This is a genomic window from Actinokineospora sp. NBRC 105648, assembly GCF_030269645.1.
GTDB lineage: Bacteria > Actinomycetota > Actinomycetes > Mycobacteriales > Pseudonocardiaceae > Actinokineospora.
In genome coordinates this window covers 1-11099 of sequence record NZ_BSTR01000020.1, presented here as the reverse complement: position 1 = coordinate 11099, position 11099 = coordinate 1, and the positions used below count along the sequence as shown (strand labels likewise).

The following is an 11099-nucleotide window of genomic DNA, read 5'->3' as shown; positions in this document are numbered from 1 at the left end:
CACGTCCGGCCCGGGTGTGGCCTTGGTCCGCAGTGGACCGGCGGCACCGCCGGCGACGTCGCCGGTCCACCAGGGCCGGTTCCGCGCTGGTCCGGGGCCGGCCCGGCCTACCGGTCGGATCTCGGTGACCGCCGATCGACCGCGCCGCCCGGTGGCGGCGCGGTCGGCGGCTCAGACCTCCACGTTCGCGGCCTGCCAGCCCAGCAGCGCCGCGCCCACCCGACCGGCGTCCTGTCCCAGGGCCGCGCGCACGACCTCCGGCCTGCGCTGGAACTTCAACCTGCTCAGCAGCTCGATCCGGACCGGGCCCACCAGGGCCTCGCCCGCCTCGGCGACCCCGCCGCCCAGGACGATCACCGACGGACCGAACAGGGTCACCGCCGAGAGCAGGGCGGTCGCCAGGGCGTTCACCGCGTCCGTCCACACCGCCTGCGCGTCCGGGTCCGTGTCGAGCAGACCCGCGACCCCCGCCGCGTCGGTGATCGCGTGGCCGGTGCGCTCCTTGTACCGGCGCGCGAACGCGGGCGCCGCCGCCAAGGTCTCCAGGCAGCCGCGCATCCCGCACCCGCAGACCGCGCCGCCCGGGTCGACGACCACGTGTCCGATCTCACCGGCGTACCCGGCCGCGCCGAGCATCCGGCCGTCCACCTGGACCGCCGCCGCGATGCCGGTGCCGACCGGCATGAACAGCGCGTCCGCCGCCCCCTTGCCCGCGCCCACGGTGAACTCGGCCAGGCCACCGGTGCGCACGTCGTGGCGCACCAGCAGCGGCACGCCGGTCGCCGCGCTGACCTGGTCGCGCAGCGCGACGTCCACCCAGCCCAGGTTCACCGCCGCCCGGACCAGGCCGAGGTCGTCGTCGACGATGCCGGGCACCGCCACCCCGGCCCCCACGACCGTGTGACCCTCGGACAGGCGATTCACCAGCTCGCCGATCTGCCCGACGTCCGCGACCCCGCCGATCCGCCTGGTGGGCTCGCGCAGCACCTCGACGGCGCGCAGGTCGCGGTCGACCAGCGCTGCCTTGATCGAGGTCCCACCGACGTCCACGGCGACCACGTGCTGGTCCGCTGCCATGCGTTGTACCTTCCCCTGGGCTCCGGGCGCGCTTGAAACTGCTCGCACGCGTCACGAATACTGCGTGATCGGTCAGCCGATGCCAAGCGTTTCGGTCGTTGAATGTGGCCCCACGGGGCGATACCTTGCACCGCCGCGCTTGATCGCGGCGGGCGACGTGGGAGGTGTGGACCGTGGACCGGTACGAGCGGCTGAGCACGCTGCTGGACATGCTCGGGCAGCGGGGCAAGGTCGACGTGGACGACCTGGCCGAGGAGCTCGACGTCTCGGCCGCCACGATCCGCCGGGACCTCGACCACCTGGCCGAGCAGCAGCTGCTCACCCGCACCCGCGGCGGCGCGGTGGCCAACAACGTCGCCTACGACCTGCCGCTGCGCTACAAGACCGCGCGCAACGCCTCGGAGAAGGAGCGGATCGGCAAGGCCGCGGCGAGCCTGGTCGCCCGCGGCACGGTCGTCGGGCTCAACGGCGGCACGACCACCACTGAGATCGCCCGCGCGCTGGCCATCCGGCCCGACCTGAGCCAGTCCGACGAGCCCGCGCTCACCGTGGTCACCAACGCGCTCAACATCGCCAACGAGCTGGCCGTGCGCCCGCACGTCAAGATCGTGGTCACCGGGGGAGTGGCCCGGCCGCAGTCCTTCGAGCTCAGCGGCCCGCTGGCCACCCGGATCCTGGACGAGATCACCCTGGACGTGGTCTTCCTCGGCGTCGACGCGGTCGACCCGGTGCACGGCGCCTACGCCCACCACGAGGGCGAGGCCAGCATCAACCGGCTGATGGCCGAGCGGGCCCGCAAGGTGGTGGTGATCGCCGACAGCTCCAAGCTGGGCAGGCACGCCTTCGCCCAGATCTGCCCGGTCTCGGGCATGCAGCTGCTGATCACCGACGCGGCCGCCCCCGCCGAGTCGGTCGCGGCGTTCCGGGCCGAGGGCGTCGAGGTTCACACCGTCTGATCGGTCGGCCCGGGCCCGTCAGCCTGCTCGGACGGCTCCGTGTGGTCGCCCGGTTCGGGCTGGTCGGTCGCGGCGGCCACCTTGGCCATCGCCGTGCCCACGGCGGTCAGCTCGTCGGCCGAGAGCACATCGACGACCAACCTGCGCACCTCCAGCACGTGGTCGCGCGCGGCCGCGGCCAGCGTCCCGGCCCCCCGCTCGGTGAGCGTGGCGTGCACGCCGCGGCGGTCCTCGGGGCAGGGTGAGCGCTCGACCAGCCCCGCGCGCACCAGCCGGTCGACGGTTTGGCTGAGCCGCGCCCGGGAATGGCTCACCTGGGTGGCCAGTTCGGACATGTGCGCGTGCCCCTCGGACAGTCGCACCAGGATCTCGTACTCGGCCAGCGTGAGCCCGTGGGTGTCGCGCAGGTGCCGGTCGACCCGCGCCAGCAGCTGGCCCGCGCCCTCGACCAGGGCGCGCCAGGACCGCTGCTGCTCGGGGTCCAGCCAGGGCGTCACCGGAGTCACCGGACCAGTCTAGGCACCCCGCACCACTTGTTGACATGGCAACTAGTTGGGGTTATGGTCGCGGTAGTTAAGTTATTAACTACTTGGAGGCAGTGGTGACCGAGCAGGTCAAGGTGGCAGTCGTCTACTACTCGGCAACGGGCAGTGTGCACGCGCTGGCCAAGGCCGCGGCGGAAGCCGCCGCGCAGGAGGGTGCCGAGGTCCGCCTGGTCAAGACCCGCGAGCTCGCGCCCGCGGAGGCCATCCGGTCCAACGAGGGCTGGGCGGCGCACCACGCCGAGACCCAGGACGTGCCCGAGGCCTCGATCGACGACCTGGAGTGGGCGGACGTGATCCTGATCGGCAGTCCGACCCGGTTCGGCCTGCCCGCCGCGCAGGTCAAGCAGTTCATCGACCAGGCGGGGCCGCTGTGGGGCCAGGGCAAGCTGGTCGACAAGGTCGGCTCGTCATTCACCTCCACCGGCACCGCGCACGGTGGTCAGGAGAGCACGATCCTGGCGATCAACAACACCTTCTACCACTGGGGCGCGATCATCGTCGCCCCCGGCTACGCCGACCCGATCCAGTTCCAGGCCGGCAACCCCTACGGCACCAGCCACATCTCCAACAACGGCGCCACGCCGCCGGGGGAGACCGAGCTGGCCGCGATCGCCTTCCAGGCCCGCCGCGCGGTGCAGGTGGCGGCGCGCCTCAAGCGCGGCACCGAGAACAGCTAGCCCCGAGCCGAGGACGAGGGAGGAACCATGGCACTCTCCGAGGACCAGGTCGCCCGGCTGACCGCCGAGCGCGCCGTCCTGCGCACGGAGTTGTTGCGGGACAAGGCCGAGCGACCCGCCAGCGCGGCCCGCGGCATCCACCACACCGCGCTGGTCTCCGGCGACGTGCGCCGGACGGTCGAGTTCTACCAGGACGTGCTGGGCTTCCCGCTCACCGAGCTGTTCGAGAACCGCGACTACCCCGGCTCGACCCACTTCTTCTTCGACGTGGGCAACGGCAACGCCATCGCGTTCTTCGACCTGCCCGGCCTCGACCTCGGCCCGTACGCCGAGGTGCTGGGCGGCCTGCACCACCTCGCGGTCTCGATGGAGCCCGCGCAGTGGTCGGCCGCCCGCGCCCGGCTCGACGCCGCCGGCGTCGACTACGTCGCCGAGAGCGGCACATCGCTCTACTTCGCAGACCCCGACGGAGCCCGGATCGAGCTCATCGCCGACCCCCTGGGCGAGATGTACGGAGAGGTGGTCGTATGAACACCAGGGCCATGAAGTCCACAGTGGACGTCCGGCGCTCGGCCGACCGGTTCGCCACCGACATCGGCTGGCTGGACTCGAAGCACTCGTTCTCCTTCGGGCACCACCAGGACCCGGCGAACACGAACTTCGGCCTGCTGCTGGTCAACAACGACGACATCGTCACCCCCGGCGCGGGCTTCGAGACGCACCCGCACCGCGACATGGACATGTTACCCAACCAAGTACCCTTGTGCGCACGCATGCCCTGACCTGCGGATACTCGCACCTGATGTCGGCAGATGGCTCGTAGGACCAGGGCCGGGTTTGCGTGGTCGGCCACGACCACGTCCGCCGCGTGGCGATAGCGGGTCTTGCGCCGTTGCGCGGACAAGACAGCCGCATGACCAATCGTCGTGAGCGATGGCACGACTGCGCTGGGCGAACGTAACGATGTATGCTGGTCAGAGGCATGGACAGCCCAAACCTGGTGGGGGTCTAGTTGAGCTCTTCCGGTCCGCATCGGCGTACGTCACGTGGCGATGGCGGCCGGCTGTGCTCGGGTTGTCGGGCGGTGCTAGCTGCCGACAACACGGCGAACCTCTGCGGAAGATGTCACCGTGAGCGGCGTGACCAGCTTCTTACACCTACACGATTCGGTTCCGACTTCTTCGAGACAGATGAGTTCCGAGCAGCCTTTGAAAGTGAGCACATTGGCAGGGTTTTCAAGGCTTACCGCCACCACCCACACCACCTGAGAATATTTGGTAAGGCTCTGAGTCAAGAGCTGCTAGGCCGTTGGTTGAATCTCGTTCAGGCCCAAGTAAGCAAACTGGAGAATGGCAAGGCAGAGCAAAATCTCGACTTGCTTCGAAACTATGCACAGGTCCTACACCTGCCGCAAAATCTTCTGTGGTTTGACCTTCCTGGCCAGAGTCGAATAGATTCGCGTGAGCGCACATTCTCTCTGCGTCAGGTTGAGGCCAAGCCAATTAGACGCGTGGAAGAAGATGCGGAACCGCTTGTCCTGACTGCGGCTCGTCTGCGGAGTGACCTGACTAGCACGCTTGCGGTTGGATACATGGGAGACGCCAGCATAGACGAGTGGGAATCTCATGTCCTACGGCTTGGTCAAGCCACAAGATACCGCCCGCCAGCAGTGTTGCTGGGCGATCTCATGGCAAGTATCAAAGAGATGCGCGTCCTGCTTTTGCATTCTGGCACCGCAGAACGTCGACGACGCCTCACCCGAGTAATTGCACAAGTCGCGGGCCTAATGAGCCTGACTCTGCTCAAACTGAAAGACATGGCAGGTTCGCGTGACTGGGTAAAAACAAGTGAACTTCTGGCCGCTGAGACTAATGACACTCAGTTGCAGTCATGGACATATGCACAGGAAGCCTACTTCCACTTCTACGATGCAAATCTTCAGGGCACGATAGAAGCGGCTCAACGTGCCCAAAATGCAAACTCTACAGGAGTGGGCGGCATTCTCGCTGCGGCAGTCGAGGCACGTGCTAATGGCATGTTGGGCCGCAAAGTCGAGACCATTGGCGCAACGAACCGTGCCGAGTTTATGCTGGAAAGCCTCGACTCTGGTTTGATGATCGCCTCTGCTTTTGGTTACAACGAAGCCCAGTTGAGGTTTCACCAAGGAAATGCTTTAACCCATCTTGGCGCGACCATGCCGGCGCTGACTGCCCAAGATCGGGCACTCGAACTGTACTCTGACGATGACTATTTGGATCGAGCGTTGATTCAGTTGGATCGAGCGGAGTGTCTCATCCGTGATGGGGAGATTTCCTCAGCTGCCGAATTGGCGGTAGAAATAGTGACCGCTCTAGAAGATACCCGCACATTAGGAATCATCGCGAATCGGGCACGCGATGTGTTGAAGAATGTACCCGTTGACGCGCTTTCACACCCGGGTATAGTCGACCTCACAGAGGCAATTGAGTCTACCGATCAATAGTTCGATCATCAGAGGAGAGACGTGTCGGACATTGTCATCAGGTTTGCCGAGGAAGATGACCTTGACTCCATTGTGGGACTGCTGGGTGAAATAGATCATTTCTACGGTGACGAGATGGTTGAGTCCACTCATGTGAGGACGGCCCAGACCAAGGCAATTGTCGCCAATCGGACGACCGGAGCTCCGCGAATCATAATTGCGATGGACAGCGCTGGCGACACGCTTGGATTCGCGTCGTTCTCGATCCTGTGGCCGGCCGCAGGATCGAGCACTTCGCTATACCTCAAAGAGCTATTCGTGCAAAGTAAAAAACGAGCCTCTGGTGTTGGTCGAATGCTCGTCCAAGAACTGTTCAATATTGCTAAGCAGCAAGGTTGCACGCGTGTAGAGTGGACAACCGATGTGGCCAATTCTGATGCTCAACAGTTTTATCAGGCAGTCGGATTTGCTCCGTCCTCGGGGAAGCTGTTCTATCGCGCTGAGATTTAGGAATACACCGTTGCGAGGGCTAGAGTCTCGCCAACAGAATGCATATGGGTGAATTAGATTATCAAGTACATCTATTGGAGATAATTACCCCTTTGCGTGTAGCTTAATCCAGTTCATGGCCTGAAGACCGTTCAAATTGCGGTTGATAGTTTGGCCAGACGAAGGACGCCATACGTCGCCGATGATGCAGACAATGGTCTCATGGTCGAGGTAGGTCATTACATCTGCCTGTGGGCATCCGTGTGCTCCGGACGCTGTGACGCGGGCGTACGGCTCACGCAGAGTCGAGACCCAGGCCAGTACGTTGACGCACACTTCGGCTCCTGTCGTGCCTGGCAGCACCAGAGCTGCCCAAGCACGCCGTTCGGTGGAATGTATGGAGACGTAGGTTGGGGTGGCCAGTGTCGGATGAGTGGCAATGTGTTCACGAATGCGATCGGCGACCTGAGTGGTGCGGTTGAACATCTGGTCGGACGCAGCGGGAACGGGCTGATTCATTGGGATGGCCTTGTTCTGTCCAGGTCAACGCCGCGATCTAGACTCGGTTCAGGTAGGCGGAGATTTCCTCAGATGCGTGTCCCGCGGCCCTCATCGCGACATCGATGCTTTGGATTGCCTCATAAGCTGTCGATACTGCTTGCATGAATCCAATGTCATTGCTTGATTCCGCTTCTATGCGGAGCTGGTTGACTGCTTCGCTCATTTCGCGTCGCGCGACGGCAAGCGCCTCGGGGAGCATTGCCATGGTCAAGCTGTTGATTTTTGCTTTGAAGTCATCTAGTGCCATTTCTTGACATATCCCGATTCTTCTCTGAAATACCACTTAGTGAGACAGGGTGCTTCGCGAGTTGTGTAGTAGCCAGTCGAGGGCTGATCTACCGGTGAGTTCGGTGGGAAGACCGATCATCTCGCTTTCGCGAGGATAACTCTCCAACACTACTGCTGTGCCATCCGGCAATCGGCCGTCAAGGCGTAGCCGTGCGACGCTGTTCGCTGTAGAAGGGCGAACAGACAATCGTAGGGAAATAAGACTCGCTCGCCAAGACAAGATGTCTAGGCAGGTTTTCCACAGTACGGCCGTCGGCAGAGTCAGCACGACGTTGATCGCATCTGTGTTGCTGGCGTTTACGGTGGCAAGTTGAACGTCTGGGACGTTGGTCATAGCCACGTGCCGCTTCATTGCGGAGATCATCGTCGATAGTCGAGTCAGGGCAGCGTCGGTGCCGTGGGCTCGATTCACGTCTGTCTTTCTCCAACCAGTGCCCTTGTTCATCCTTTGCATTGTTGCCTTTCGAGGTGGGCAACGGCTCCAGTGATGATCTTGCGAGATGTCGCGGCGTTGAACGCTATCGCCTTGGCGTTGTCGAAATCTTCTCGTGCCATGTCGACAGCGTCACGGTCGTGAGTCCATGAAAGCGAAGTCCGGGTCTCCATCAGCACGGCCTCAAACCGGTTCGACTCAACCAGCTCAAATGCGCCTTCCATTCCTGCATACCAACCCGAGGTAAAAGGAATGATCCGAATGTCGACGGATGGAAGCTCGGACAATGCGACAAGTCGTCGTAGTTGTTCGATCATCACAGCCGAGTTTCCCACTTGCTGATGAATAACCGCCTGCCCAAGCACGACAAACAATTTGGTGTCTGCGTCCATACCCGAACTCTTGAGCGGCCATCTATTGAAATCTAGTCCGTCTGCGGCATTGGAGTAGTCGGAAGTGCGCAGTAGGCAGGGAATCGAGATCGGCGCCATGATCGATATCTCTGATGCCACGCACTCGAACACGCCCATGGCCGCATTCTGCTGTTCGCGCTCAATGTCGGTCTTTGCCGTCCAAAGCCTGTCATTCACATTCCGCGAATACCCTATTACTTGGTTGTACGTTATCTTGTCGGCTCTGTATCCCATCAAGAGGCGAGCGACATGCTCGGAACTGGGCATCCGTTCTCCGCATTCCCATCGTGACAACATCGCAGGGTCGACGTGGGTGACCTCGCAAGTCCGCCTGATAGAAAAACTGTTCGCGATTCGAACACGGCGAAGTTCAGCGCCCAAAAGGACTGCTCTTGGATCTCTCATCGGTCCATTTCTCAACAGCATCAATAATTGTGTTACGAGTCGTGAAGATGACGCGGATCTGGCATATGATCAGTCGCGCGTTAGCCGTCAGCCCACAGCGGCTGGCCTGCCGTCACAACTGCTCAGGTCCCCGTCTGCTCAGGTCCCCGTCTTGCGCAGCATGTCGGAGGTGATTCGGGGTAGTTCCCCGGTGGGCGTATCGTCGTGGTGAGCGGCCACCACCATCCCGCTTTTGTCTAGGTCGTCCGGTCGCCAATTGAGCCGTAGAGGCTGGCAGTCTTGGACTTGACGCGCCACCAATTCCGCTACCCACACCGGTTGCCCCCGCCCTCCCCGGTGCTTTCCCGTAGTCGGTTCGTTGCTCATGCGTTGTCCCCGTCCAAACTCTCATCCCGAGCGTTCTGGACACGTACGGCTATGCCGGTACGTCGGAGCTGTCGTTTCAGGTCGTCTGCTACGTCCGCCCGGGATGACAGGTGCCCGTTGTCCAAGAGCACTACCGCAGTAGCCGCCGGCATTGCCGCTGCGTCGAGCAGGCCACGAAACCCCACCCGGTTCTCAACGTCCAATGGGGAACCGACATCGGTGAAGACAGCTCCGAGGTTCCATCCCTCGCGGGCACACCAGACCGCCAGGCGATTGCGGCAGGCGTGGACGAATTCGGAATCGTCAGCAATGCTACGCACGTAGCCGTACACCAATGGAAAGGGCATGACCAGACTCCAAAGTTTGGTAGCAAAGTTGGGTAGCGGGTAGGGCCTACTTCGTAACCGGCGGCAGGTCCGGGTGTTGTCTTGCCGCCGCGCGGATCTTACGAAGTGCCCGGTCAGCGCTATTAACCACCGGTTGCTCAGCAGCAGACGTCACCAACACGGTAGCCACGCTCAGCGCAGCCAACTCGGTGGTCGTCAGTTCAACCGTGAGTGCCACTGTTTTCGCTGTCTTCTTCTTGCCCATCATGGCCCGTCCGGTCGCAAAACGAAATCGTATGGGCGCCACTCAATGCAAGTGGGCCGTTTGCGCGTTTGCAGCCACTCCAACAACGCCCTTCGCGCGTCGGTTATCGAAATGATTGCGCTTCGCGGGAATGTCAATCCAGTTGACCCGTTGAAAATCAGAATGACATCGGGAACCGACTTTCGAGGGTTGTACGAGTTTGCGACCGGCATTTCAGCATCGTCGTTGTCCATGTAATTTAAAGCGGCACAGCCTGCTTGTGGACGCACGCTAACGCGAAACTGATGGTTAGGAAATGGGCCGTTCTTGTTCTGATGAAACTCTACATCTCCTACAGAGAGCGTGGTTTCAGACCGCACGTGATCAAGGCTCAGGATTTCCTCTATAAGACGCCTGCATTCTGGCATCCCGCGTGCGACTCGGGCTACGTCGTCGTGGGTGTGGCCGTAAGCCAGTAGCGCTGTGAGGACTGGAAGCTCGGTGGCGTCGTTCGTGGTCATCGTGTGGGCGTACCTGCCTTGGAAGCCGGACCCGATGGGTTGCCGGGAGTGACCACCTCACTGTCATAGCGTCAGCGGGTCACCGTCTATATCGATCTAAGAGCGCTCCATTCAAATCCAGAATAACGCCAGGTCAAGGCCATGTTCGAGGTTGTGACCAGCGCTCTGCCGTGCCGTTGACAGGGTGTGACGCGCTCCGGCTGCCAGGGGGTGGCAGGTGTCTGAGGTTGGCTGCGGCAGGGCCTCCGAGGTCGGGGTTGTAGATCAATATTCCAGGGGTGAATATCGTGCTGGATATATTCTTTTCGGGAATATTTATCTGTCCCCGCGGGGCGTTTACCTGGGCTTATTCCGGGGTGGAATGAGGGCATTCCTGGTCGATATGGAGACATCGTCGTGTCTTGGTCTTACTTGAGGCAGCGGTTCGCAGCCCGTGAGTCGCAGCCTAGGGTCAGGATCAAATATTCATGAAGAATAAAGCTTCCAGTAATTCGCGTTGTCTGCTGTCCATCGCTGAGGTTGCGTGGCTTCTCGGTGTCGATAGTTCGCGTGTGTGTCGTGCTATTCGGCTGGGTGTGTTGCCGGTGGTTCGGCGGGGGCGTCGGGTGTTGGTTCCGGCGCATGTGGTGGCGCATCTGGCTTTGGACGCCGGTGCGCTGGTCGTGCGGGGTGAGGCGTGATGGGCGCGGTGAATCCCGATGGTTTCTATGAGGGTCTGGCGGTTGGTCTCGACGGGGTCGAGCTGGTGCCGGACGGGGTGTTGTTCGAGGTGGTCACTCGGGACGGGGCGTGCATGTCCCTCTACCGGTCGGGTGTGGAGCCGGAGTGGTCCGGGCGGGAGATGACCGATCGGGAGACGGCGGCCGTGATCTGTGGGTCGTGTCCGGTGCGGCGGGAGTGTCTTGAGGTCGAGCTGCGTACCTCGGGTGCGCAGACGGTGGGGGTGTGGGGTGCTCTGCCGGCTGAGGATGTGCGGGCGTTGCATCCGGTGTGGTGTGAGCGGCGCGCGCGTCGTGGCACCGAGGGTGGTGGTCGGGCGTGATGCCGCAGTTGACCGCTGTTCAGGTGGTGGCCGGTGTGGGTGTGCTGGTGGTCTCGGCGTGGGTGTGGCGTGCGAGCGCGCGCCGCGCGAGGGCGGCCGAGTCGGCACGCTCGGGTGCGCGGTTGGTGTCGTTGGCCGGGCGGGTGGTGCTCACCGCCGCAGTGATCTTGGGCGTTCAGTGGTTGGTGCTCACCCGGCCCTCGGTGAGCGGGTGGGCCGTGGTCGCCGTGCTGGGCCTGCCGGCGTTGATCGTCTCCTACGCGCTCACCCGGGCTCTGACGGTGACCACAGTGGA

General features: G+C 62.7%; 16 protein-coding genes and 1 pseudogene. 9 read left to right on the top strand and 8 right to left on the bottom strand.

Translation table 11 applies throughout. The features are described 5' to 3' along the window. Positions 1-171: 171 nt before the first annotated feature. Complete coding sequence (locus tag QSK30_RS18820) at positions 172-1077, bottom strand: ROK family protein (RefSeq protein WP_285504457.1); 906 nt, start codon at positions 1075-1077, stop codon at positions 172-174. 173 nt (positions 1078-1250) lie between these two features. On the opposite strand from QSK30_RS18820, the gene QSK30_RS18815 reads away from it, so the two are divergent. Further along, on the top strand, positions 1251-2033 hold the full coding sequence (locus tag QSK30_RS18815; protein WP_285504455.1) for a DeoR/GlpR family DNA-binding transcription regulator: 783 nt from the start codon (positions 1251-1253) through the stop codon (positions 2031-2033). Here the strand turns inward: QSK30_RS18815 and QSK30_RS18810 are convergent. Next, entirely contained in the window at positions 2021-2539 is a 519-nt protein-coding gene (locus QSK30_RS18810) for a MarR family winged helix-turn-helix transcriptional regulator (RefSeq protein ID WP_285504453.1), read from the bottom strand. The genes QSK30_RS18815 and QSK30_RS18810 overlap by 13 nt on opposite strands. 95 nt (positions 2540-2634) lie before the next feature. Here QSK30_RS18810 and wrbA point away from each other — a divergent pair, with 95 nt between their 5' ends. The 5 genes from wrbA (at position 2635) to QSK30_RS18785 (ending at position 6226) form a co-directional block, all read left to right on the top strand. Further along, a complete protein-coding gene (wrbA, locus tag QSK30_RS18805) occupies positions 2635-3255 on the top strand; it encodes an NAD(P)H:quinone oxidoreductase (protein ID WP_285504451.1) in 621 nt (206 codons plus the stop codon). 27 nt (positions 3256-3282) lie between these two features. Next, positions 3283-3786, top strand: coding sequence for a VOC family protein (locus QSK30_RS18800; protein ID WP_285504449.1), 504 nt, complete (start codon positions 3283-3285; stop codon positions 3784-3786). Beyond that, positions 3783-4037, top strand: coding sequence for a pirin family protein (locus QSK30_RS18795; RefSeq protein WP_285504448.1), 255 nt, complete (start codon positions 3783-3785; stop codon positions 4035-4037). The genes QSK30_RS18800 and QSK30_RS18795 overlap by 4 nt, the downstream gene beginning before the upstream one ends. 302 nt (positions 4038-4339) lie before the next feature. Then, positions 4340-5737 (top strand): hypothetical protein, encoded by a 1398-nt coding sequence (locus QSK30_RS18790; RefSeq protein WP_285504446.1) that lies wholly within the window; start codon positions 4340-4342, stop codon positions 5735-5737. Between the two features lie 21 nt (positions 5738-5758). After that, positions 5759-6226 carry a GNAT family N-acetyltransferase gene (locus QSK30_RS18785; protein WP_285504445.1) on the top strand — a complete coding sequence of 156 codons (468 nt, stop codon included), beginning with the start codon at positions 5759-5761 and terminating at the stop codon, positions 6224-6226. 535 nt (positions 6227-6761) lie between these two features. On the opposite strand, the gene QSK30_RS18780 is transcribed toward QSK30_RS18785, so the two are convergent. From QSK30_RS18780 to QSK30_RS36905, 6 genes and pseudogenes are all read right to left on the bottom strand, one after another. Then, positions 6762-7013, bottom strand: a complete 252-nt coding sequence (locus QSK30_RS18780) for a hypothetical protein (RefSeq protein WP_285504443.1) — start codon at positions 7011-7013, stop codon at positions 6762-6764. 482 nt (positions 7014-7495) lie between these two features. Further along, on the bottom strand, positions 7496-8077 hold the full coding sequence (locus tag QSK30_RS18775; RefSeq protein WP_285504441.1) for a Scr1 family TA system antitoxin-like transcriptional regulator: 582 nt from the start codon (positions 8075-8077) through the stop codon (positions 7496-7498). A 51-nt stretch (positions 8078-8128) separates the two neighbouring features. Further along, a pseudogene (locus tag QSK30_RS36915) lies at positions 8129-8305 on the bottom strand (helix-turn-helix domain-containing protein); the annotation flags it as partial. Positions 8306-8667: 362 nt separating this feature from the next. Further along, positions 8668-9018 carry a recombinase family protein gene (locus QSK30_RS36910; protein WP_352231594.1) on the bottom strand — a complete coding sequence of 117 codons (351 nt, stop codon included), beginning with the start codon at positions 9016-9018 and terminating at the stop codon, positions 8668-8670. 46 nt (positions 9019-9064) lie between these two features. Then, the gene (locus QSK30_RS18770; RefSeq protein ID WP_285504439.1) at positions 9065-9265 is read right to left on the bottom strand and encodes a hypothetical protein; all 201 of its coding nucleotides are present in this window, start codon (positions 9263-9265) and stop codon (positions 9065-9067) included. Continuing rightward, entirely contained in the window at positions 9262-9762 is a 501-nt protein-coding gene (locus QSK30_RS36905) for an Imm1 family immunity protein (RefSeq protein WP_352231593.1), read from the bottom strand. The genes QSK30_RS18770 and QSK30_RS36905 overlap by 4 nt, the downstream gene beginning before the upstream one ends. A gap of 467 nt (positions 9763-10229) precedes the next feature. On the opposite strand from QSK30_RS36905, the gene QSK30_RS36900 reads away from it, so the two are divergent. The 3 genes from QSK30_RS36900 to QSK30_RS18760 all read left to right on the top strand — a co-directional run. Beyond that, positions 10230-10442, top strand: a complete 213-nt coding sequence (locus QSK30_RS36900; RefSeq protein ID WP_352231592.1) for a helix-turn-helix domain-containing protein — start codon at positions 10230-10232, stop codon at positions 10440-10442. Further along, positions 10442-10804 (top strand): WhiB family transcriptional regulator, encoded by a 363-nt coding sequence (locus QSK30_RS18765; RefSeq protein ID WP_285504602.1) that lies wholly within the window; start codon positions 10442-10444, stop codon positions 10802-10804. Before QSK30_RS36900 ends, QSK30_RS18765 begins: the two co-directional genes overlap by 1 nt. Then, a partial coding sequence (locus tag QSK30_RS18760) for a hypothetical protein (protein ID WP_285504436.1) occupies positions 10804-11099 on the top strand: 296 nt, incomplete at its 3' end. The genes QSK30_RS18765 and QSK30_RS18760, both read left to right, overlap by 1 nt.

What these genes read in the sequence shown, in the direction of transcription:
- QSK30_RS18765 (WP_285504602.1), top strand. Translation starts at nt 10,442, where the DNA reads ATGGGCGCGGTGAATCCCGATGGTTTCTATGAGGGTCTGGCGGTTGGT.
- QSK30_RS36905 (WP_352231593.1), bottom strand. Translation starts at nt 9,762, where the DNA reads ATGACCACGAACGACGCCACCGAGCTTCCAGTCCTCACAGCGCTACTG.
- QSK30_RS18770 (WP_285504439.1), bottom strand. Translation starts at nt 9,265, where the DNA reads ATGATGGGCAAGAAGAAGACAGCGAAAACAGTGGCACTCACGGTTGAA.
- QSK30_RS18820 (WP_285504457.1), bottom strand. Translation starts at nt 1,077, where the DNA reads ATGGCAGCGGACCAGCACGTGGTCGCCGTGGACGTCGGTGGGACCTCG.
- QSK30_RS36900 (WP_352231592.1), top strand. Translation starts at nt 10,230, where the DNA reads ATGAAGAATAAAGCTTCCAGTAATTCGCGTTGTCTGCTGTCCATCGCT.
- QSK30_RS36910 (WP_352231594.1), bottom strand. Translation starts at nt 9,018, where the DNA reads ATGCCCTTTCCATTGGTGTACGGCTACGTGCGTAGCATTGCTGACGAT.
- QSK30_RS18800 (WP_285504449.1), top strand. Translation starts at nt 3,283, where the DNA reads ATGGCACTCTCCGAGGACCAGGTCGCCCGGCTGACCGCCGAGCGCGCC.
- QSK30_RS18795 (WP_285504448.1), top strand. Translation starts at nt 3,783, where the DNA reads ATGAACACCAGGGCCATGAAGTCCACAGTGGACGTCCGGCGCTCGGCC.
- QSK30_RS18780 (WP_285504443.1), bottom strand. Translation starts at nt 7,013, where the DNA reads ATGGCACTAGATGACTTCAAAGCAAAAATCAACAGCTTGACCATGGCA.